Annotated in this window: 21 protein-coding genes; 13 read left to right on the top strand and 8 right to left on the bottom strand. The window is 72.2% G+C overall.

Annotated elements, in window-relative coordinates:
• The first annotated feature begins 310 nt into the window (after positions 1–310).
• The gene (locus AB0I89_RS14780) at positions 311–532 is read left to right on the top strand and encodes a biotin/lipoyl-binding carrier protein (protein WP_007464729.1); all 222 of its coding nucleotides are present in this window, start codon (positions 311–313) and stop codon (positions 530–532) included.
• A complete protein-coding gene (locus AB0I89_RS14775) occupies positions 529–1,038 on the top strand; it encodes a GNAT family N-acetyltransferase (RefSeq protein ID WP_357125867.1) in 510 nt (169 codons plus the stop codon). The genes AB0I89_RS14780 and AB0I89_RS14775 overlap by 4 nt, the downstream gene beginning before the upstream one ends.
• Before the next feature lie 11 nt (positions 1,039–1,049).
• Here the strand turns inward: AB0I89_RS14775 and AB0I89_RS14770 are convergent, their stop codons facing one another.
• On the bottom strand, positions 1,050–1,661 hold the full coding sequence (locus AB0I89_RS14770) for a helix-turn-helix domain-containing protein (protein WP_357125864.1): 612 nt from the start codon (positions 1,659–1,661) through the stop codon (positions 1,050–1,052).
• 112 nt (positions 1,662–1,773) lie between these two features.
• On the opposite strand from AB0I89_RS14770, the gene AB0I89_RS14765 reads away from it, so the two are divergent.
• Positions 1,774–3,357 carry an MDR family MFS transporter gene (locus tag AB0I89_RS14765; RefSeq protein WP_357125861.1) on the top strand — a complete coding sequence of 528 codons (1,584 nt, stop codon included), beginning with the start codon at positions 1,774–1,776 and terminating at the stop codon, positions 3,355–3,357.
• Positions 3,358–3,421: 64 nt separating this feature from the next.
• Here the strand turns inward: AB0I89_RS14765 and AB0I89_RS14760 are convergent, their stop codons facing one another.
• Complete coding sequence (locus tag AB0I89_RS14760) at positions 3,422–5,251, bottom strand: tetratricopeptide repeat protein (RefSeq protein WP_357125857.1); 1,830 nt, start codon at positions 5,249–5,251, stop codon at positions 3,422–3,424.
• A gap of 181 nt (positions 5,252–5,432) precedes the next feature.
• On the opposite strand from AB0I89_RS14760, the gene AB0I89_RS14755 reads away from it, so the two are divergent.
• A complete protein-coding gene (locus AB0I89_RS14755; protein WP_357126547.1) occupies positions 5,433–6,464 on the top strand; it encodes an SIS domain-containing protein in 1,032 nt (343 codons plus the stop codon).
• Positions 6,465–6,494: 30 nt separating this feature from the next.
• Positions 6,495–8,090 carry a histidine kinase N-terminal domain-containing protein gene (locus AB0I89_RS14750; RefSeq protein ID WP_357125854.1) on the top strand — a complete coding sequence of 532 codons (1,596 nt, stop codon included), beginning with the start codon at positions 6,495–6,497 and terminating at the stop codon, positions 8,088–8,090.
• Positions 8,091–8,339: 249 nt separating this feature from the next.
• On the opposite strand, the gene AB0I89_RS14745 is transcribed toward AB0I89_RS14750, so the two are convergent.
• Complete coding sequence (locus tag AB0I89_RS14745) at positions 8,340–9,791, bottom strand: glycosyltransferase family 39 protein (protein WP_357126544.1); 1,452 nt, start codon at positions 9,789–9,791, stop codon at positions 8,340–8,342.
• 377 nt (positions 9,792–10,168) lie between these two features.
• Here AB0I89_RS14745 and AB0I89_RS14740 point away from each other — a divergent pair, with 377 nt between their 5' ends.
• From AB0I89_RS14740 to AB0I89_RS14725, 4 genes are read left to right on the top strand one after another with little or no spacing between them, the layout of a single operon-like run.
• Positions 10,169–11,881, top strand: coding sequence for a nitrite/sulfite reductase (locus AB0I89_RS14740; RefSeq protein WP_357125851.1), 1,713 nt, complete (start codon positions 10,169–10,171; stop codon positions 11,879–11,881).
• The gene (locus tag AB0I89_RS14735) at positions 11,878–12,039 is read left to right on the top strand and encodes a hypothetical protein (protein WP_355050529.1); all 162 of its coding nucleotides are present in this window, start codon (positions 11,878–11,880) and stop codon (positions 12,037–12,039) included. The genes AB0I89_RS14740 and AB0I89_RS14735 overlap by 4 nt, the downstream gene beginning before the upstream one ends.
• Complete coding sequence (locus AB0I89_RS14730; RefSeq protein WP_357125848.1) at positions 12,036–12,797, top strand: phosphoadenylyl-sulfate reductase; 762 nt, start codon at positions 12,036–12,038, stop codon at positions 12,795–12,797. Before AB0I89_RS14735 ends, AB0I89_RS14730 begins: the two co-directional genes overlap by 4 nt.
• Positions 12,794–13,564 carry a CbiX/SirB N-terminal domain-containing protein gene (locus AB0I89_RS14725; RefSeq protein ID WP_357126541.1) on the top strand — a complete coding sequence of 257 codons (771 nt, stop codon included), beginning with the start codon at positions 12,794–12,796 and terminating at the stop codon, positions 13,562–13,564. Before AB0I89_RS14730 ends, AB0I89_RS14725 begins: the two co-directional genes overlap by 4 nt.
• Before the next feature lie 85 nt (positions 13,565–13,649).
• On the opposite strand, the gene AB0I89_RS14720 is transcribed toward AB0I89_RS14725, so the two are convergent.
• Entirely contained in the window at positions 13,650–13,907 is a 258-nt protein-coding gene (locus AB0I89_RS14720) for a WhiB family transcriptional regulator (RefSeq protein ID WP_007072794.1), read from the bottom strand.
• 447 nt (positions 13,908–14,354) lie between these two features.
• Positions 14,355–15,305 (bottom strand): diacylglycerol kinase family protein, encoded by a 951-nt coding sequence (locus AB0I89_RS14715; protein WP_357125844.1) that lies wholly within the window; start codon positions 15,303–15,305, stop codon positions 14,355–14,357.
• A gap of 43 nt (positions 15,306–15,348) precedes the next feature.
• Here AB0I89_RS14715 and AB0I89_RS14710 point away from each other — a divergent pair, with 43 nt between their 5' ends.
• A complete protein-coding gene (locus tag AB0I89_RS14710) occupies positions 15,349–15,738 on the top strand; it encodes a hypothetical protein (protein WP_357125841.1) in 390 nt (129 codons plus the stop codon).
• Between the two features lie 114 nt (positions 15,739–15,852).
• On the opposite strand, the gene AB0I89_RS14705 is transcribed toward AB0I89_RS14710, so the two are convergent.
• From AB0I89_RS14705 to sodN, 3 genes are read right to left on the bottom strand one after another with little or no spacing between them, the layout of a single operon-like run.
• Positions 15,853–16,260 carry an ATP-binding protein gene (locus AB0I89_RS14705; RefSeq protein ID WP_357126538.1) on the bottom strand — a complete coding sequence of 136 codons (408 nt, stop codon included), beginning with the start codon at positions 16,258–16,260 and terminating at the stop codon, positions 15,853–15,855.
• A gap of 31 nt (positions 16,261–16,291) precedes the next feature.
• A complete protein-coding gene (locus tag AB0I89_RS14700; RefSeq protein ID WP_357125838.1) occupies positions 16,292–16,813 on the bottom strand; it encodes a GNAT family N-acetyltransferase in 522 nt (173 codons plus the stop codon).
• Positions 16,810–17,214, bottom strand: coding sequence for a superoxide dismutase, Ni (gene sodN / locus AB0I89_RS14695; protein WP_355050524.1), 405 nt, complete (start codon positions 17,212–17,214; stop codon positions 16,810–16,812). The genes AB0I89_RS14700 and sodN overlap by 4 nt, the downstream gene beginning before the upstream one ends.
• Before the next feature lie 84 nt (positions 17,215–17,298).
• Here sodN and AB0I89_RS14690 point away from each other — a divergent pair, with 84 nt between their 5' ends.
• The 3 genes from AB0I89_RS14690 to AB0I89_RS14680 all read left to right on the top strand — a co-directional run bounded on the left by AB0I89_RS14690 (position 17,299) and on the right by AB0I89_RS14680 (position 20,059).
• The gene (locus AB0I89_RS14690) at positions 17,299–17,649 is read left to right on the top strand and encodes a S24/S26 family peptidase (protein WP_357125834.1); all 351 of its coding nucleotides are present in this window, start codon (positions 17,299–17,301) and stop codon (positions 17,647–17,649) included.
• A 144-nt stretch (positions 17,650–17,793) separates the two neighbouring features.
• Complete coding sequence (locus AB0I89_RS14685; RefSeq protein WP_357125831.1) at positions 17,794–18,972, top strand: NADP-dependent malic enzyme; 1,179 nt, start codon at positions 17,794–17,796, stop codon at positions 18,970–18,972.
• Between the two features lie 124 nt (positions 18,973–19,096).
• On the top strand, positions 19,097–20,059 hold the full coding sequence (locus tag AB0I89_RS14680; protein WP_357125828.1) for a zinc-binding dehydrogenase: 963 nt from the start codon (positions 19,097–19,099) through the stop codon (positions 20,057–20,059).
• The last annotated feature ends 72 nt before the right edge of the window (positions 20,060–20,131 follow it).

The raw sequence follows: 20,131 nt of genomic DNA, 5'->3' as shown, positions 1-20,131 counted from the left end.
GGGCTGTCGGCCCGTCGGCACGTTCAGGAGTTGGGGCGCTTACCGTGGTTCGCGCTGCTCTTCTTCCGGGCCTTCTTCTTCCGGGCCTTCTTCGCCATGCTGACCTCCTCGTGATGGGTCGGATCCGTCTCGCGCGCGGCCTCGCGCCGGTTGCATCCACGCCGCCGCCCGGCGTCGGGTCCGACCCGCTGATGGTAGTGCGACCGACACCCCGTCCCTGCCGCCGGGGCCGACCCGCGCCGCTGCGCACCCATGCCCCAGCCTCGCGTGATTGGATACGTCGGCAGGCACATCGCGAAAAGGGAGGGCCGTGGACATGGCCGAGGAGATCCGCGCCGAGATGGTGGCGAACGTCTGGAAGGTCGTCGCGTCGGCGGGCGACACCGTGTCCGAGGGCGACACCCTGGTGATCCTCGAGTCGATGAAGATGGAGATCCCGGTCGTCGCGGAGGCCGACGGCGTGGTCCAGCAGCTCGCCGTCCACGAGGGCGACGTGGTGCAGGACGGTGACCTGATCGCGGTGATCGGTTGACCGGCCTGCTGGTCCGGCTCGCCGATCCGGCCGACTTCCCGGGGGTCGCCCGCCTGACCGTGGCCGCGTACGAGGCGGATGGTCAGCTCAAGGGTGAGCACGGTTACGCGGCGGTACTGGCCGACGTGTCGACCCGGGCCGCCGCCGGCGAGGTGCTGGTCGCGGTGGACGAGGCGACCGGATCGGTGCTCGGCTCGGTGACCTTCGTGCTGCCGGGCACCCTGTTCGCCGAGCTGTCCGGGCCGGGCGAGGCGGAGTTCCGCATGCTGGCCGTCGACCCGGCCGCCCAGGGGCGGGGTGTCGGCGTGGCGCTGGCGCGCGCCTGCGTCGACCGGGCCGCCGAGCTGGGTTGCACGGCGGTCGTGATCTGCGTCCGCGCGGGGATGGCCGTGTCGGCCCACCGGCTCTACGAGCGTCTCGGGTTCGTGCGGACGCCGGAGAAGGACTGGTCGCCGGCGGCCGGAGTGGCTCTGCTCGGCCTGCGGCTGGAGCTGTCCCGCGGCTGACCGTCGGCCCGTCAGCCGCGAGCGTTGGCCGGGCTGGTCGGGGTGGCGTCCCCGTCTCGCGGAGTGCCGATCGCGGCCAGCAACTCGTCGGCGACCTCCAGCGCTAGCCGGCGGCGCTCGGAGTCGGTGATGCCCGGCGCCCGTACGGCGAACCAGCTCGTGTGCACGGCGAAGAGGGACAGCGCGGCGCGGAGTTGGGCGGCGGGGGAGTCGTCGCCGCGGCAGAGCGCGTTGGCGAGCTGCATCATCCGGCCGCGCATCTGCTGGCCGGAGGAGAGGCTCTTGAGCACGGTCTGGTTCTGCTCGAAGAAGCGCATCACCGAGGGCATGTCGCCGCCGAACATCGTGTCGGCGTAGCGGGAGATCAGCGTGCGCCGAGTCTCCAGGGTCGCCGGCTGTGACTCGCCCCAGGTGGTCAGCGCGTCCATCTGGTCGAGCCGATCCTCCACGAAGCTGGCGACGATGTCGTCCTTGCTCTTGAAGTGGTAGTAGAGCGCGGCCTTTGTGACGTTGAGGCGTTCGGCGATCTCCCGTAGCGAGGTCTTCTCGTACCCCTGCTCGGTGAAGAGCTCCAACGCGACGGCCTTGATCCGCTCCCGGGTGCCGCCTGTGCTCTCCCTCACCCACGCCCTCCAATTCGTTTGACCGCGTGCCGGTATCCAACTTACCGTGCGGCTAGTAAGGTGACTAGCCGGGCGGCAAGTAAGTACGACAAACCTCGGGGGGAGCTTACCCATGACTCAGGCAACCCAGGCCGACGTGCGACCCAATGTACGGGTCGTGCTGTTCGGGCTGATGATCGCGATGATGCTCGCGATGCTCGACAACATGATCGTCAGCACCGCGCTGCCGCGGATCGTCGGCGAGTTCGGCGGCCTCAACCACTTCACCTGGGTGGTCACCGCGTACGTCCTGGGTACCACCGTCTCCACCCCGATCTGGGGCAAGCTCGGTGACCTCTACGGCCGCAAGTCGGTCTTCCTGACCTCGGTCGTCATCTTCCTCGTCGGCTCGGCCCTCTGCGGCATGGCCGGCTCCGGGATCTTCGGCGGGCCCGAGGACGGCATGGTGCAGCTCATCGCCTTCCGGGCCGTGCAGGGCCTGGGCGCGGGCGGCCTGATGGTCGGCGTCATGGCGATCATCGGCGACCTGGTCCCGCCCCGCGAGCGCGGGCGCTACCAGGGCATGATCGCCGGCATCATGGCCATCGCCATGGTGGCCGGCCCGCTGGTCGGTGGCTTCATCACCGACAACCTCTCCTGGCGGTGGGCGTTCTACGTCAACCTGCCGCTGGGTGGCATCGCGCTGCTCGTGCTCATCACCACCATGCACCTGCCGAAGTACCGGACCGAGCACCGGATCGACTGGCTCGGCGCCGGGCTGCTCTCGGTGGGCATCACCGCGATCGTCCTGATCACCACGTGGGGCGGCAACGAGTACGACTGGACCTCGCCGCAGATCTTCGGCCTCGCCGCGTTGGCGCTGGTGACGCTTGTGGCGTTCGGCCTGGTGGAGCGTCGGGTCCCGGAGCCGATCCTGCCGTTGACGCTCTTCGCCAACCGCAACTTCGCGCTGATCTCGGTGGTCGGCTTCCTGCTCGGCTTCGCGATGTTCGGCGCCATGAACTTCCTGCCGCTGTACCAGCAGACCGTCCAGGGGGCCTCGGCCACCAACAGCGGTCTGCTGCTGCTGCCACTGATGTTCGGCATGCTCGTCGTCTCGCTCGCCGTCGGCCGGGCGATCACCAAGAACGGCAAGTACCGCGCGTACCCGATCGTCGGTGGTGTGGTGATGGCCGGCGGCATGGCCCTGCTGTCCATGCTCGACACCAACACCAGCAAGCTGACGTCCTCGCTCTACATGGTCGTGCTCGGCGTCGGCATGGGCTTCCTCATGCAGACCTCGATGCTGATCGCGCAGAACAGCGTGGAGCAGAAGGACCTGGGCGCGGCGAGTGGCGCGGCCACGTTCTTCCGGTCGATCGGCGGCTCGTTCGGCATCTCGCTGTTCGGCGCGATCTTCGCCAACCGGCTGGCCGACTCCGCCGCCGGCGCGGCCTTCGGCGGCGAGTCCAGCGGCGGTGGGATGGACCTGGAGAAGCTCAAGCAGCTCCCCGCCCAGGCGCAGGAGCTGGTCCTCAGCGGCCTGGCCGACGCGATCTCGCACGTGTTCCTCTGGGCCGTGCTGTTCACCGTGGCGATCCCGGTGCTCGCCTGGTTCATCAAGGAGATCCCGCTGCGCACCGCCAACGAGGCGCCGGCGCAGGCGACACCGGAGGAAGACGCCGAGGTCGCCCTCGGCAAGGCCCCGGTCGCCTGATCCTCCCCCGAAGAAGCGCCCCGCCGATCCTCGGCGGGGCGCTTCTCGCGTGTGCGCGGAACACTCAGCGTCGGTGGGTCAGGCGCTGCCAGAGACGGCGTAGCGGGTTGCGGGGGCGGGGAAGGCGGGGGGCCCGCTCACCGAGCATCCGGGTGGCCAGGGCCGTGGTGACCGGATCGACGGCCGGGGCGGCCAGCGCGAGGTGGGCCAGCGAGGTCGCGATCGGCACCGGCCGCGTCTGGGCCACCGTCGCCACGTCGGCCAACCGCTCCGCCACCACCCGGGCCACGTCCGACCGCGCCTCCGGGTCCACCCAGGCGGCGGTGACCAGGGCGAACAGCGCCGCCTCGGTGACCCAGTCCTCCACGCCCCAGACCAGGTCGAGCAGCACCTGTCGTCTCGTCGAGCCGTCCCAGGGCTCGTCGGTGCGCTGGTGCAGCAGCCCCAGGCAGGCCCACACCTGAACGGCGCGTACCCAGATCGACGGATCCTGCGCGGCCAGCAACCGGCCCAGCGCGTTGGCCGGCGCGGCGGGCGGACGCACCAGCAACCCGAGCAGGTCGTCCACGTCGAGACCGGCCAGACCGACCGCCGCGTCGTAGGCGGCGGGTGGGTGCGGCCACGCCGGTTGGGCCACCTGACCGATCCGCTCGACCGCCACCGCCGAGGGCCCGGGAAGCGCCGGCGTCGGCAGGTGCCCCGTGAAGGTCCAGAGCCGCCGTGCGGAGGCGCGCCGGGGCTCGCGCGGGTCCGGCTCGACCGCGCCCGCCACCTCGATGTGCAGCCCAGGCGCCACGGACGTCACCGTCCGCAGGGCGCTCGGTGGGGCTGCCGCCGTGAGGTGTACGACGCCGCCGATGCCGTTGTCGTCGTCGGCGACCGCCTGGCGCAGCGCGTCCAGCAGGGGCCCGCCGGCCGGCGTCAGTTGCCCGAGCCAGGGCCGCGCCCGACAGCACTGGGCCAGGTCGCCGTGCTCGTGACTGTCGTCCGGGTGGTCACGGATGAAGTCGGCGAGCGCGACCAGGTGGGACACGTCGCCGTCGCGCAGGTGCCGCAGGCGGTGCGTCGTGTGCACCGCGCAGTCGAACGTCGGGTCCCGGGCCAGCGCCCGCTCGGTCCACTCCAGCGCGTCGTCGAGCCGGCCGATGTCGGCCAGGGTGCCGGCGATGTCGGCATAGACGGCCAGGTCGTCGGGGTCCAGATCGACTGCCCGGTACAGGGCCGCGAGGGCGTCGCGGGTCCGTCCCGCGCTGCGGTACGCGTACCCGAGCCAGACCTCGCCCATCTTCGACGGCTGGCTCCGTACCCCTCGGCTGGCCCAGCGGATCGCCAGCGTGACCTCGCCGAGACGCCGGGCCAGCGCGGACGCCGCGCCCAGCAGCGTCCCGTTCTCCGGATGGACGGTGACAGCGTTGCGGGCCAGCGTGAGGTACGGCGTGAGGGCGGCCCGGCCGGCGCGCGGCACCGGGTCGCCGAGCGCCGCGCAGACCTGCATGAGGACGCGGGCCAGGCGGCCCGGGTCCAGCCGTTCGGCCAGTTCGGGAGCGGTCACCCAGGGCACGCCCGCCCACTCGGCGCCCGGCGCGTGGCCGGTCGCGGCGGCGAGCAGTTCCAGCCCTTCGGCGGGGCGGCCGGCGGCGGCCAGTAGGTGGGCACGGGCGACGACCGCGCCCACGAAGGTGTGGTGGTTGATCGGAAAGAGGTCGAGGCCTCCTCCGTCGGCCGCGGCGAGGTGGGCAAGCGTCTCGTGCACCTCGGGCAGGGTGGGCGCTCGTGCCAACGCGCCAGCGAGGTGGCGGGCGGCGTGGTGCAGGTCACCCTCGCCCAGTGCCAGCCGGGCCAGGGCCAGCTCCTCCGTCGCGGAGAGCGCGGGGTTGTCCCTTCCCTCGGGCACGGTGTCCTCTCGTCGCAGTTTCTCGGCGGGGCCAGCGTAGTTGATATTGAGATGATCAAGTGATCAACTGCGCACTACTGCTCGAATAATTGCTCTGGCCAGCAGAAGGGTGCAAGACTGAGCAGGAAACGCGCGGCAATCGCGCAGGAGGGGAGTGTCCGTGTCACGTGCAGGGTCGGGAATGGCCGCCGACATCGACGAGCAGCCGGCCGGTTACGCGCGCCTGCTCGACACCGCCAACGCGGCGGCGATCGCCCGGGTGGCCGCCGTCGTCGCCGAGCGTCGACCACGGCACGTCGTCTTCACCGCCCGGGGTACCTCCGACCACGCCGCCCTCTACGGGGCATACCTGACCGAGATCCGGCTCGGCCTGCCCGCCGGGCTCGCCTCGCCGAGCGTGGTCACCCTCTTCGGCGCACGCCCCGACCTGTCCGACGCCCTCGTCGTCGGGGTCAGCCAGAGCGGTGGCTCGCCCGACCTGGCCGAGGTGCTGCGCGCCGCGCGGGCCTCCGGCGCGCTCACCCTCGCGGTGACCAACGCCCCCGACTCCCCGCTTGTCGAGACGGCCGAGCTGAGCATCGACATCGCCGCCGGCCACGAGCGCGCGGTGGCGGCGACGAAGACGTACACCGCCGAGCTGCTCGCCCTGCTGATGCTGGTGGAGGGCATCCGGGCCGGCGACGGCGTACTCCCCACGGCCGAGAGCGAGGCGCTCGCCGCGCTGCCCGACCTGGCCGCCCGCACCCTCGCCGACGACACCCCGGCCCAGCTCGCGCCGCGTTACCGCTTCGCCCGCCAACTCGTCACCACCGGCCGGGGGTACGCCTACCCGACCGCCCGCGAGGCGGCGCTGAAGCTGATGGAGACCTCGTACCTGCCGGCGCTCGCCTTCTCCGGCGCCGACCTGCTGCACGGCCCGCTCGCGATGACCGATCCGGAGGTCCCGGTCCTCGCCGTGGTCGGCTCCGGCCCCGGCGGCCGATCGATGGGCGAGGTGCTGCCCCGGCTCGGCGAGCGCCGCGCCGACGTGGTGGTGGTCGGCTCCGCCGACGTGCCGGGCACCGCGCGACTCGCCGTCCCCGAGGTCGACGAGCGGTACGCCCCGCTGCTGGACATCCTGCCGTTGCAGCGCCTGGCGCTGGCGTTGGCGCTCACCCGCGGCGAGGACCCGGACGCGCCGCGCGGCCTGAAGAAGGTCACCGCGACGATGTGAGGCGCGGCGCGGCGTGGCACCCTGGTCACCGTGTCCACGCTGCGCGACCTCGCCGAGGAGCACACCCACCTCCGTCCGGCCGACATCGACCACCTGCACCGGATCGCCGGTGACTGGCAGTTGCTCTCCGACCTGTCCTTCGCCGACCTGCTGCTCTGGGTGCCGGTCGACGCCGAGGGCACGTTCCTCTGCGTCGCCCAGGTGCGCCCCACCACCGCGCCGACCGCGTACCAGGACGACCAGGTGGGCCGCATCATCGGCGGCTCGGAGGTGGCCCACCTGGCGGTCGCCTACTCCCAGGGGCGGATCTGGCGCGAAGGAGACCCGGTCTGGTACGGCGACGTGCCCGCCCGGCACGAGGCGATCCCGGTCCGGCTGCGCACCGCCGACGGCGAGGCCGGCGAGGTGATCGCCGTGGTCGGCCGGGACACCAACCTCTCCACCGCGCGAACGCCCAGCCAGCTCGAACTCAACTACCTGACCACGGCCGACGACCTCGCCCAGATGATCGCGGACGGCACCTTCCCGCCGCCCCGGCACCCGGGCGAGACAACGTCCGCGCCCCGCGTCGGTGACGGCCTGGTACGCCTCGACGCCGGGGGCAAGGTCACCTACGCGAGCCCGAACGCCCAGTCGGCGTACCGGCGGTTGGGTTACGCCTCGCACCTGGTGGGTGAGGACCTGGCGGCGTTGCACCGCCGACTGGCCGGCGACCCGCTCGACGGCACCGAGGCGGCGACCGGGATCCTGGCCGCGCTGCGGGGCGAGGCCCCGCCCCGCCGGGAGATCGACGCGCGCGGGGCCACGATGCTCACCCGGGCGCTGCCGTTGATGCCCGCCGGCGTACCGATCGGCGCGCTGGTGCTGGTGCGGGACATCACCGAGGTCCGCCGCCGGGATCGGGCGCTGATCACCAAGGACGCCACCATCCGGGAGATCCACCACCGGGTCAAGAACAACCTTCAGACGGTGGCCGCGTTGCTGCGGTTGCAGGCCCGCCGGGTGTCCATGCCGGAGGCCCGGGTGGCCCTGGAGGAGTCCGTCCGCCGGGTCGCCTCGATCGCCCTCGTGCACGAGACGCTGTCGATGTCGAGCGACGAGGCGGTCGAGTTCGACGGCATCGTCGACCGGGTCGCCAGCGCGGCGACCGAGGTCGCGGCGACCGAGGTGAGCGTCGGGATGCGCCGCCAGGGCAGCTTCGGGGTACTGCCGGCCGAGATCGCCACGTCGCTGGTGATGGTGCTCAACGAACTGCTGCTCAATGCCGTCGAGCACGGCTTCCCACCGGCCGACGAGGCGGAGGAGCCAGCCGTGAGCGCGGCTGCCTCGGGCCTGGTGCCGGTGGCCGCACCCGAGGTCGATCCGTCGCTGCGACCCGAGGTGGTCGTCTCGGCGCACCGGTTCCGCAAGATGCTGCACGTCTCGGTGACCGACAACGGACGCGGGCTGCCGCCCGAGTTCGACGCCGAACGTGGCAGCCGACTCGGCCTCCAGATCGTCCGGGCACTGGTCACGGGGGAGTTGCGCGGCACCATCGAGCTGCGCGCGGGCGTCAACGGAGGCACCGAGGCGTTGCTGGTCGTCCCCCTGGGCCGCAGCGCCTCGGACGGCCGCTCCCAGGGCTGAGCCGTCCGCTGCCCGCGGGCCCTTGCGGGGAGCGGATATGTGAATGAGCGTGATGCCGGTGAGTCATCAAGATGACTCACCGGCATCACGCTCATCGCAGTGGGCCGGCCACGCCTCGTGGGCGATGAGGCCGTCAGCCGACGCCGCGGGGGTCCGCCCGCCTCCTGCTCGGTCGGGCCCACGGTCGACCTCGCCGGCGAGCGAGCAGGCCGACGGTCGACGCGCGGGTCCGCGCGGTGGGCCGGTCGGTCAGCGGCTGGTCAGCAGGGCGACGGTCAGGCCGGGGCGCTGCCAGACCTGGGCGACGGTGAACTGCGCGCGCAGCGCGTCGCCTTTGGCGTCCGGCACGGCGGCCAGCGGCTCGGCGTGCCGCCCGGCAACCACGAGCCAGACCCGTGCCGTGCCGGCCAGGCACTGCGCCGGTCGCGGGCACTCGGCGGCCCAGAGATCGCCCCGGGCGACCTCGTCCTCGGTGACGAGCACGTCCCGTGGCGGGTCGTCGAGGTGGTATTCGATGCCCAGATCGAGGAAGAGCCAACTGTGCCGGGGGGAGTAGACCACGGCGTCCCCGGGGCGCTGGCCGTCGGCGATCGCCCGGGCGACGCCCGCGTAGTCCACCGGCGCGCTGCGCGGCCACTCGTGGGTCCGCCGCAACGCGGCCTGGTCGGGGAGGCCGAGAAGCCCGGCCAGGACCACCACGGCGAGCGCGGCCGGCGCGGGCACCGACGCCAGCGCCGCGCCGGCCAGCAGGCAGGCGAACGGCACCACGAACACCAGGTAGCGGGGCACCCACAGCGGTACGACCGCCCCGGCCACGAAGAGCAGCAGGACCGGCAGCAGCACCGCGCTCAGCGGTAGCAGGGCGTGCCGTCGGAGTCGGGCCGCGCCGAGCGCCGCCACCCCGACCAGCAGGCCGCCCACCACGCTGCTCTGGGCCACGCCGCCTGGCAGCGCGCTCAGGTCGTCCGGCCGTGCCAGGCCGACCCAGTTCAACTGCTCGGAGCGTTGCGCGCGGGCATGCAGCAGCAGCGGTGTCACCACCAGCGCGACCGGCACCAGCGCGACCGCCCACCGCCACACCCGCCGATCCCGACCGCCGGTCGCGGCGATGCCGGCCACCCCGGGACCACCCCACCAGGCGACCAGCACGACCAGCGCGTGCGCGGCCAGCAGGGTGAGCGCGACCAGGTGAGTGAGCCCGAGCGCGGCCACGGCGACGCCGTACCCGGTCCAGCGGGCCCACCCCGGCCGGCGCAGCGCGGCCACCAGCAACAGGGTGGCGAGTACCGCGAGGGCGGTGGCCAGGGCGTACGGGCGGGCCTCCTGCCCGTACCGGGAGGTGCTGGGCAGCACCGCGAACAACAGCCCGGCGAGGAGACCCGCGCGCCGGTCGACGAGGTGCGCCCCGAGCACGGCCAGCAGCCCCGCGGCGACGGTCATGGCCAGCGCGGCAGGCACCCGCAGGGCGACCGTGGAGTCGCCGACGACCAGGACCCAGACGTGCATGAACAGGTAGTACGGTCCGGTGGCGGCGTCGATGGTCCCGGCCAGTCGGGCGAGTTCCTCCGGCGACCGGGTGGCGGCGCTCCAGGTCGCCAGCTCGTCGCGCCAGAGCTGCGCCGAACCGATCCCGGTCAGCGTGACCGCCAGGGTCAGCAGCGCCGGAAGAAGCCAGACCGGCACGCCCCGCGCGACCCCGATCGACTTCCCGGACCATCCGTCCACAGCCCCGAGCCTGCCACGCCGCCAAGGCCCTCGGGCCCACCCCGCGAAGTGCCGCGAGTTGGCTGGCCCGTGATGTGGGATGCCGCACGTGGACATTGGCCGGGCCCTACCCGGTGTGGCAGCATGGGCGCATGACCGCCGCTGTCGTCCGCCGCTTCGTGGCTCGTCGCCACGTCGACTACGGCCGCGTGCGCAGCGCCATCTGTCCGGCTCACTGACGACGCCCGACCAATCTGTCTCGGGCGCGCTCCGCGCCGGCTGTCTGAAGACACCGTTGTCCCGCCCGCTTCGTCGGGCCGGCCGTCGCGCCCCGCGCGTGCCCCGAGGCACAGCAGACAACGGAGGACGCCGCGATGGCGGTCAGCAGCATCCCGGCCCGGCCCGAGGACCCGACGGCCCGGCCCGCCCGGCCGCCGCGCCGGCCCCGGGGCGAGGGCCAGTGGGCGCTCGGGCACCGTGAGCCGCTCAACCCCAACGAGCGGATCAAGAAGGACGACGACCCGCTCAACGTTCGGGCCCGGATCGAGAACATCTACGCGCACCGTGGCTTCGCCTCCATCGACCCGCAGGACCTGCGCGGCCGGTTCCGCTGGTGGGGCCTCTACACCCAGCGCAAGGCGGGCATCGACGGCGGGCGCACCGCCGTGCTGGAGCCGCACGAGCTGGAGGACGAGTTCTTCATGCTCCGCGTCCGCATCGACGGCGGCCAGCTCAGCCTGGCCCAGTTGCGGGTCATCGCGGACATCTCCCGGGAGTTCGCCCGGGACACCGCCGACATCACCGACCGGCAGAACATCCAGTACCACTGGATCCGCGTCGAGGACATGCCGGAGATCTGGCGTCGGCTCGAGTCGGTCGGCCTGCAGACCACCGAGGCGTGCGGCGACTGCCCGCGCATCGTGCTCGGCAGCCCGGTCGCCGGGGTGGCTTGCGACGAGCTGCTCGACCCGACCCCGGCGGTCGACGAGATCGTCGCCCGGTACGTGGGTGACAAGCAGTACTCCAACCTGCCCCGCAAGTTCAAGACGTCGATCTCCTGGCTGGTCGACACCCCGTACGAGTCGAACGACATCGCGTTCCTCGGTGTCGACCACCCCGAGCACGGCCCCGGCTTCGACGTCTGGGTCGGTGGCGGCCTCTCCACCAACCCGATGCTCGCCCAGCGGCTCGGCGTCTGGGTGCCGCTGGTCGAGGTACCGGACGTCTGGGCCGGCGTGGTCGGCATCTTCCGTGACTACGGCTACCGCCGGCTGCGTAACCGGGCCCGGCTGAAGTTCCTGGTCGCGGACTGGGGCGTCGAGCGCTTCCGCGAGGTCCTGGAGAAGGACTACCTCGGTCGTACGCTGCTCGACGGCCCCGCGCCGACCCTGCCGTCGAAGCCGATCGACCACGTGGGTGTGCACGAGCAGGCCGATGGGCGGAACTACGTGGGTGCTGCCCCGGTGGTCGGGCGGGTCTCCGGCGCGCAGCTCAGCCAACTGGCCGACGTGGTCGAGGCGCACGGCAGCGACCGGGTGCGGCTCACTCCGTACCAGAAGCTGCTGGTGCTCGACGTGCCGACGGCGCGGACGGAGTCGCTCGTCGACGCGCTCCGCGGCATCGGCCTGGAGGCCCGGCCGTCGGCGTGGCGTCGCGGCACGATGGCGTGCACCGGCATCGAGTACTGCAAGCTCGCCATCGTCGAGACCAAGGCTAGCGGTGAGGAGCTGGTGGCCCGGCTGGAGCAGCGGCTGCGCGACTTCGACGCGGACATCTCGATCCACATCAACGGCTGCCCGAACGCCTGCGCCCGCACCCAGGTCGCCGACATCGGCCTCAAGGGTCAGCTGGTGGTCGGCCCGGACGGCCGGCAGGTGGAGGGCTTCCAGGTGCACCTGGGCGGCGGCCTCGGCATGGCGCAGGGGCAGACCGCCGGTTTCGGCCGCAAGCTGCGAGGCCTGAAGACCACCGCCGAGGAGCTTCCCGAGTACGTGGAACGGCTGGCCCGCCGCTACCTGGCCGGGCGGAACGAGGGCGAGACGTTCGCCAACTGGGTGATCAGAGTCGACGAGGAGGAACTGCGGTGAGCAGCGAGAACCGAGCGGCACCCCTGTACTGCCCGTACTGCGGCGAGGAGGACCTGCGGCCGCACGAGGCGGGGCACGGCGCCTGGGAGTGCCACGCCTGCGCCCGGGTCTTCTCGGTGAAGTTCACCGGGCTGCTCTCCCGGACGGTGACCCGATGAGCCTCGTCTCCGCCGCAAGCCTGCGCCTGGTCGGCCCGGGTGGTCCGAAGCCCGCCGACCCGTCCCTGCGCAGCCCGGACGAGCTGCGCGTGCTGGCCGAGGACGCCGGTCGGGAGCTGGAGGGCGCTCCCGCGCTGGAGATCGCCCGCTGGGCGGCGCAGACCTTCGGCGACCGGTTCTGCGTCACCAGTTCGATGGCCGACGCCGTCCTGGCCCACCTGGTGTCCCGGGTCGCCCCGGGCGTGGACGTGGTCTTCCTCGACACCGGTCTGCACTTCCCCGAGACGCTTCGCGTACGCGACGAGGTCGCCCGTACGCTGCCGGTGAACGTCCGGTCGATCCGACCCCGGCTCACCGTGGGGCAGCAGGACGGCCAGTACGGTCCGCGACTGTTCAACAAGTCGCCGGACGACTGCTGCCAGTTGCGCAAGGTGGAGCCGTTGGAGCGGGCCCTGTCCGGGTACGACGCCTGGGCCGCCGGTCTGCGTCGGGACGAGTCGCCGACCCGGGCCAACACGCCGGTGGTGACGTTCGACGCGCGGCGCGGCAAGGTCAAGGTCAACCCGATCGCGGCCTGGTCGCAGGGGGACGTGGACGCCTACATCGCCCGCTGGAACGTGCCGGTCAACGAGCTGTTCAAGCAGGGGTACGGCTCGATCGGCTGCTGGCCGTGCACCCGCCGGACGAAGGCCGGCGAGGATCCGCGCGCTGGCCGCTGGGCCATGTTCGAGAAGACCGAGTGCGGGCTGCACGTCTGACCTCGTCGTCGACGACCCCGACCGGCCCCGGTGCGGCCGGCGGGGCGGTCCCGGTGGTGCTGGTGGCGCACGGCAGCCGGGATCCACGAGCCGCCGAGGCCACCCGGGCGCTGGCCCGGGCGGTGTCGGCGGCCCGGCCCGGCCTGTCGGTGTGGGCGAGCTGGCTGGACCACACCGAGCCGGGGCCGACCGAGGTGCTGCGCACGCTGGCCCAGGCGGGGCACCGGCGTGCGGTGGTGGTGCCGCTACTGCTGACCGCCGCGTACCACCGTCGGGTGGACATCCCGGCGGCGGTGACCGCCGCGACGACGGCCGGAGCAGCGCTGACGGTACGGGTGACCGACGTGCTCGGCCCGGCGGACGGGACGGTGACGCGGGCCCTGCTGGCGGGGCTGCGTCGTCGGCTCGGGGAGGTCGCGCCGGGGCGCTTCGACGCCCTGGTGCTGGCCGCCGCGGGCACCCGGGACGCGCGTGCGCGCGGTTCCGTGGGCCGGGTGGCCGATGCGCTCGGCGTTGAGTTCGGGGTGCCCTGCCGGGTGTCGTACGCCTCGGCGGCCCCGCCGGCGACGGGTGTGGCGGTGACGCGGCTGCGGGCGGCGGGCGCGCGTCGGGTCGCGGTGTCCGCGTACTTTCTCGCGCCGGGCCTGTTCCACGACGCGGTGACCGCCTCGGCGCGGGCGGCCGGCGCGGTGGCGGTGGCGGCCCCGTTGACGGATGCGCCCGAGTTGGCAGAGCTGGTGCTGAGCCGGGTCGACGAGCCGGCCTGACCGCTCGTCCGACCCGGTCGGTTTTGGACAGCAGTACGCCCCGGCAGGCGGACCCGCCGGGGCGTACTGCTGTGTCGTTGGGAGATCAGGCGGAGTGAGCGCGCAGCACCCGGAGGCCGCCGCGCCGCTTGACAGCGCGCCGCTCCTCCTCGCTCATCCCGCCCCAGACGCCGGCGTCCTGACCCGACTCGAGCGCCCACTGAAGGCACTGGTCGGTGACGGAGCAGCGCCGGCAGACGGCCTTGGCCTGCTCGACCTGAAGGAGAGCCGGTCCGGACGTCCCAATCGGGAAGAACAGCTCCGGGTCCTCGTCGCGGCAGACAGCATGGTGACGCCAGTCCATGGCGGCAACACTCCTCATTCTGGATGGGTGGCAATTTATTGCGGGTCGTGCTTTTCCTATATGCATCCGCAGTGCCTATGGTGACCGTTCGCGTCTGACCATTCGGCAGTGCGTGAGCAGGCAGTCAGCCCCGGGGACCTGCTGGAACAGCTCAACCTGACGAGCATATCCAGGCAATGTCCCGGTAACTCAAGTTCGCTTGTGAATACTTTCACGAACGCTCGCGATGTCAAGGGTGACGCTCGGAAAAACTCCGCGCGGTGAGCAAGCCCACAACCCATTTGTCCGGGTTCCAGTGCCTTCCTGGTTACCCGCCGTGCCACAGTCGAGGATCAATATAGTACAGTCCGCGTGACATTGCTGACATTTCCGGCACCTGCCCCTCGGTGTGGCGGCGCCTGCCGAAGCGGTTGCGGCGCCGCGTCGACCAAGGGCAGTACCCGAGACCTAGCAGATTACTCTCAGTGCGGCCGGAATGGAGGTGAATCTGACCTTCTCCCGCTCGCCAAGATAGTCACCGTCGAGCTGGAACGCCTGCGGGCGGCTGGAGACCAGCGTGAACTCCGCAGTGTCATGGAGGCGTAACACCTGACGTCCGTTCGGATCTGGCTGCCGACCCATGAATTGGGTGACTGTCCGTGTTGTGCTAGCCACCCGGAGCTGTCGCAGTGCCAGCACGTCGAGGCCGAGGTCGAACGACGCCTCCGGATTCGGGTTGACCTCCCGATCACCCAGGTACGTCCACGGGGCGGTGTTCTGGATGATGACGGTGGCCAGCTCGCCCTCCGACTCCTCACCCGGTCGCTCCAGACTGATCGCCGGATGCCGCCGGTCCGAGGCGAAGAAGTACTGGCTCATGATCGAGCGGAAGTAGAGCCCGGGCGTCGAGACCCGCCCCTTGCGCCGGGCCTGCTCCACCCGGTGGATGACGGCGGCGTCCAGCCCGAACCCGGCGCAGAAGGTGAAGTAGCGGTCGTCGGCGCGGCCCAGCCCGACCGTGCGCTGCCGGCCCAGGCGCAGCCCTTCCAGGATCATGCTGGTGGCGTCCGGCCACTCCCGGGGCAGACCCAACGCGCGGGCGAAGACGTTCGTGGAACCGCCCGGGACGGTGGCCAGCGCCGGCAGTCGCTGGGCCATCGACGCGTCACCGACACCGGCCGGCGGCTCGGCCGTCATCAGGCCGTTCACCACCTCGTTCACGGTGCCGTCACCACCCAGGGTGACGACGAGATCGACGCCCTCCGCGGCGGCCTCCCGGGCCAACGCCATGGCGTGCCCCCGGCGGCGGGTGTAGCGCACACTGAGGTCGACTTCGCTGCGCAGCGCACGGACAAGCACGTCTCGGCTGCGTTCGCTGGTGGTGGTGGCCTTCGGATTGACCACCAGGACGGCCCGCATGGGCGGCACTGTACCTCTCGGTAGCACGGGTATCGTGGCGCGCGTGACCATCGACTCGGCCCGGATTCCCGGCACGCTTCGCTGGGCGGTGCGGCTGCTGTGGGCGGAGGCGGTCGCCGTCGGGCTGATCGCGGTCTGGTTGCTCTGGGCCGACCTGACCGCCGCCACCACCGATCTCGCGTCGGCGTTGCTGGTGACCGCCTTCGCCGTCGGGGCGGCCGTCGCGCTGTGGGCGCTGGGCCGCGCGCTGCTGCGCCGCCGGGCCGGCGCACGGGCCCCCGCGATCGTCCTTCAGCTGATGCTGCTGCCGATCGGCTGGTTCATGATCCAGGGCGGGCTGGGCTGGCTGGGCATTCCGCTGATGGCGCTCGGCCTGGGCGTCGGCTGGCTGCTCGTCAGCCCGCCCACGACGAAGGCCCTCGGCTTCGAGTGACGTCGACCGGCGGGCGCGGCTGAGCCCGTCGCGGCACGCTGACGTGCACGGTGGCCCCGCCCGCGACGCCGCGCCGCCTGAGCCTCGCGGCCCGGCACGGCGGAGCGTTGCCGGTCAGTAGCCGCCGGAGCGGCGGGTCAGCAACGAGATGGTCGCCCGGCCGTCGGTGGCCGTGGCGGACGCCGACGTGGTCAGCGCGGTGAGCACCTTCCAGGCGAAGGACGACTCGGCGGGCAGCGTGGCGCCGCGGACGGTCGGCACGGTCACCTCGACGGTCAGCGCGTCGTTGGTGACAGCGAACCGACACTCCAACTCGGCGTCACGGGTGGCGATGGCGAGCAGCATGGCGCACGCCTCGTCGACCGCGATCCGCAGATCCTCGATCTCGTCGAGCGCGAACTGCAGCCGGGCCGCGAGGCCTGCGGTGGCGGTACGGAGCACGCCGAGGTAACCGCCGTCGGCGGGCACCGTGAGGTGCACCACGTCGTCGTCGGTCGTTGGCTGGCCGGTCAGTTGAGTCACGCTCATCCCCCCGGTCGGGGACTCTACCCGGTCAGTCGCCCGGGCGCGTGTCGGCGGCCTCCGCCTGAGCGGCCAGATCGCGTAGGGCGTCACCGCTGAGCCGGTACGGGACCCACTCGTTCATCTGCTGGGCGCCGATCGAGGCGTAGAAGCCGGCGGCCGGATTCCACTCGATCATCCACCACTCCAGCCGGCGGTAACCCCGACGTACGCAGATGTCGGCCAGCGTGGCGAGCAGTAGTCGGCCCGCGCCGGTGCCCCGGGCCGCCGGGGAGACGTACAGGTCCTCCAGGTAGATGCCGTGCACGCCGGCCCAGGTGGAGAAGTTGAGGAACCACAGGGCGAAGCCGACCGGCGCGTCGTGCTCGTCGACCGCGACGTGACCGAAGAGGGCCGGAGCGGTGGTGAACAGCGCCGAGGTGAGCTGTTCCTCGGTGAGGTGACACTGCTCGGGAGCGCGTTCGTACGCCGCCAGTTCGTGCACCATGGCGACGACGGCCGGTACGTCCGCGGGACGTACCGGCCGGATCGTCGGGGTGACCGGGTTGGTCACGCCTTCTTGGTCTCCCAGAAGATCTTCGCGATCTCGTCGATCTTCGCGAGGAGCTGGTCGGCCGTGGCCGGGTCGAGGCTGCCCTTGACGCCGCTGGCGCCGGCGAGCTTGGTGGCCTCGTTGAACAGGGTGTGCAGGTTCGGGTACTTCTCGAAGTGCGGCGCCTTGAAGTAGTCGGTCCAGAGCACCCACAGGTGGTGCTTGACCAGCTCGGCGCGCTGCTCCTTGATGATGACCGCCCGGGTGCGGAACTCCGGGTCGGTGTTCGCCTGGTACTTCTCGCAGATCATTTTGACCGATTCGGCCTCGATCCGGGCCTGGGCCGGGTCGTAGACGCCGCACGGCAGGTCGCAGTGAGCGCTCGCGGTGACGCGGGGCGCAAGGATGCGCGGAAGTCGCATCGGGATCCTCCATGGGAAGTTTGCGATGATCAAAGGCGACATTACTCCTGGGAATGCTCCCCGAACCGGGTGGAGGTGAAACCGGTGCGCGCCGATCACCCGGGTGAGCCGCCTCGTTTGCGCGGCCCGCTGACGGCGGTCGCGGTGGCCGGCCCGTCCATGGCGCCGACGCTGCGGCACGGCGACGCGGTGCTGGTCCGCTCGGGCGGGCGTCCCATCCGGCCCGGCGACGTGGTGGTCGCGGTCTTCCGAACACGGCCGGAACTGCTGGTCGTCAAGCGGGCGGTCCGGCCTCAGGATGGCGGCTGGTGGCTGCGCGGTGACAACGAGTTGATCACCGACGACTCCCGGGCGTACGGCGTGGCCGACGTACGCGGCCGGGTGGTGGCTCGCTACTGGCCGCGCCCCGGACGGGTGCCTCGTCGGGATATATGACCCTGCTCACATCCGAGGGGCAGGGTCGACACTATGCTCGGAAAGTGCCGGGTGACCCCCCGCGCCGCGTGCCATCGCTCGCCGCCCACCTCGCGGCCGGGCCCGCCGCCTCACATCTGCTCGACAGATCCTGGAGTCACCGCCATGTCTTCATCCACCGTGGACCCCGCTGATCCCGTCTTCCAACTGCACGTCGGCGGCAAGATGGCCGTCGCCTCGACGGTGCCGCTCACCAGCCGCGAGGACCTCTCCCTGGCGTACACCCCGGGGGTGGCCCGGGTGTGCGAGGCGATCGCCGCCGACCCCGCCCTGGCCGACGAGTACACCTGGGCGTCGCACGCTGTCGCGGTGGTGACCGACGGCTCGGCCGTGTTGGGGCTCGGCAACATCGGCCCGCGCGCCGCCCTGCCGGTGATGGAGGGCAAGGCGGTGCTGTTCAAGCAGTTCGCCGGGGTGGACGCGGTGCCGATCTGCCTGGACACCCAGGATGTGGACGAGATCGTCGCAGTGGTGCGGGCGCTGGCCCCCTCGTTCGGCGGGATCAACCTGGAGGACATCAGCGCGCCGCGCTGCTTCGAGATCGAGCGTCGCCTCGACGAGGCGCTGGACATCCCGGTCTTCCACGACGACCAGCACGGCACCGCCATCGTGGTGCTCGCGGCGCTGCGTAACGCCGCCACCCTGCTCAACCGCAAGCTCGGCGACCTGCGGGTCGCGGTGAGCGGCGCGGGCGCGGCCGGGGTGGCCGTGACGAAGATGCTCATCGCCGGTGGCGTCAACCCCGACCAGGTCGTCGTCTGCGACTCGAAGGGGATCATCGGCCGGCACCGCACCGAGCTGACCGGTGGCAAGGCCGAGTTGGCGGCGAGCACCAACGCGGACGGCCGCCACGGCGACATCACCGAGGCGCTGCGCGACGCGGACGTGCTGATCGGCGTCTCCGGAGGCGAGATCCCGGAGGCCGCCATCGCCGGTATGGCACCCGGTGGGATCGTGTTCGCGCTGGCCAATCCCACCCCGGAGGTGCACCCGGAGGTGGCCGCCCGGCACGTCGCGGTGGTCGCCACGGGCCGCAGCGACTACCCCAACCAGATCAACAACGTGCTGGCGTTCCCCGGGGTGTTCCGGGGCGCGCTGGACGCCGGCGCCACCCGGATCACCGACGCGATGAAGGTCGCCGCGGCGGACGCCATCGCCGCAGTGGTGGCCGAGTCGTTGACTCCCGAGGCGATCGTCCCGTCGCCGCTGGACCCGCGTGTCGCTCCGGCCGTCGCCGAGGCGGTGGCCGAGGCCGCCCGCCGTGACGGCGTGGCCCGGCGGTGACCGGAACGCCGTGACCGGCGTGGTGACCGGAACGCCGTGACCGGCGTGGTGACCGCGACGGCGTGACCGGCGTGCGGCGTGGCCCGGCGGCCGGCCCTTCTTAACGAGCGCTCAGCTTGTTACGGTGCCGATCATGCGTGCTGCCTTCGTCTCCCGCTTCGACGACGCCGATCCGCTCACCGCCCTCACCGTCGGTGAGCGACCCGAGCCGACCCACCCGGAGGACGACTGGGTGACCGTGCGGGTGCGCGCCACCTCGCTCAACCACCACGACCTATGGTCGCTGCGCGGGGTGGGGCTCACCGAGGCGCAGTTGCCGATGATCCTCGGCTGCGACGCGGTGGGTGTGGACCCCGAGGGCAACAACGTGGTCGTCTACCCGGTCGTCGTCACTCCCGGTGACCCACGCGGCGTCTCCATCCTCTCCGAGCACTTCGCCGGGACCCTCGCCGAGCAGGTCGCCGTACCCCGGTCGAACCTGGTCCCGCTGCCCGGCGGCATGGCCGCGACCGACGCCGCGTGCCTGCCCACGGCCTGGCTGACCGCGTGGCGGATGCTGACCACCAAGGGTCGCGTCGCGGACGCCGACAGCGTGCTGGTGCAGGGCGCGGGCGGCGGCGTCGCGACGGCGGCCGTCGCGCTCGCCGTCGCGATGGGCAAACGGGTGTACGCGACCAGTCGCGACGCCGCCAAGCGCGAGCGGATCTCCGCTCTCGGGGCCACCGCTGTGGAGCCCGGCGCCCGGCTGCCGGAGCGGGTCGACGTGGTGATCGAGACGGTCGGCGCGGCGACCTTCGAGCACTCGATGAAGTCGGCCGCCCCGATGGCCCGAATCGTGGTCTCCGGCGCCACCGCCGGCCACCAGCCGACGGTCAACCTGCGCCGGGTCTTCGCCATGCAGTTGGAGATCCTGGGCACGTCGATGGGCACCCCCGGGGAGCTGTACGAGCTGCTGGCGTTCTGCGCCGAGAACGAGGTCCGCCCGGTGGTGGACAGCGTGGTCCCGTTCAGCCGGGTCGAGGACGCCTTCGCCCGCCTGCACTCCGGCGACGCCTTCGGCAAGGTCGTCCTCGACCACACCGCCTGACCCCCGCGCCCGGCCCCCACACCTCCACACCCCCGCGATCTTGCACTTTCTGTTGCCGTCTCGCGAAAAATG

The organism is Micromonospora sp. NPDC049801 (assembly GCF_040656575.1).
Taxonomy (GTDB): Bacteria; Actinomycetota; Actinomycetes; order Mycobacteriales; family Micromonosporaceae; genus Micromonospora.
The sequence above is the reverse complement of the archived record's forward strand: the minus strand, read 5'-3'. Positions and strand labels throughout refer to the sequence as shown.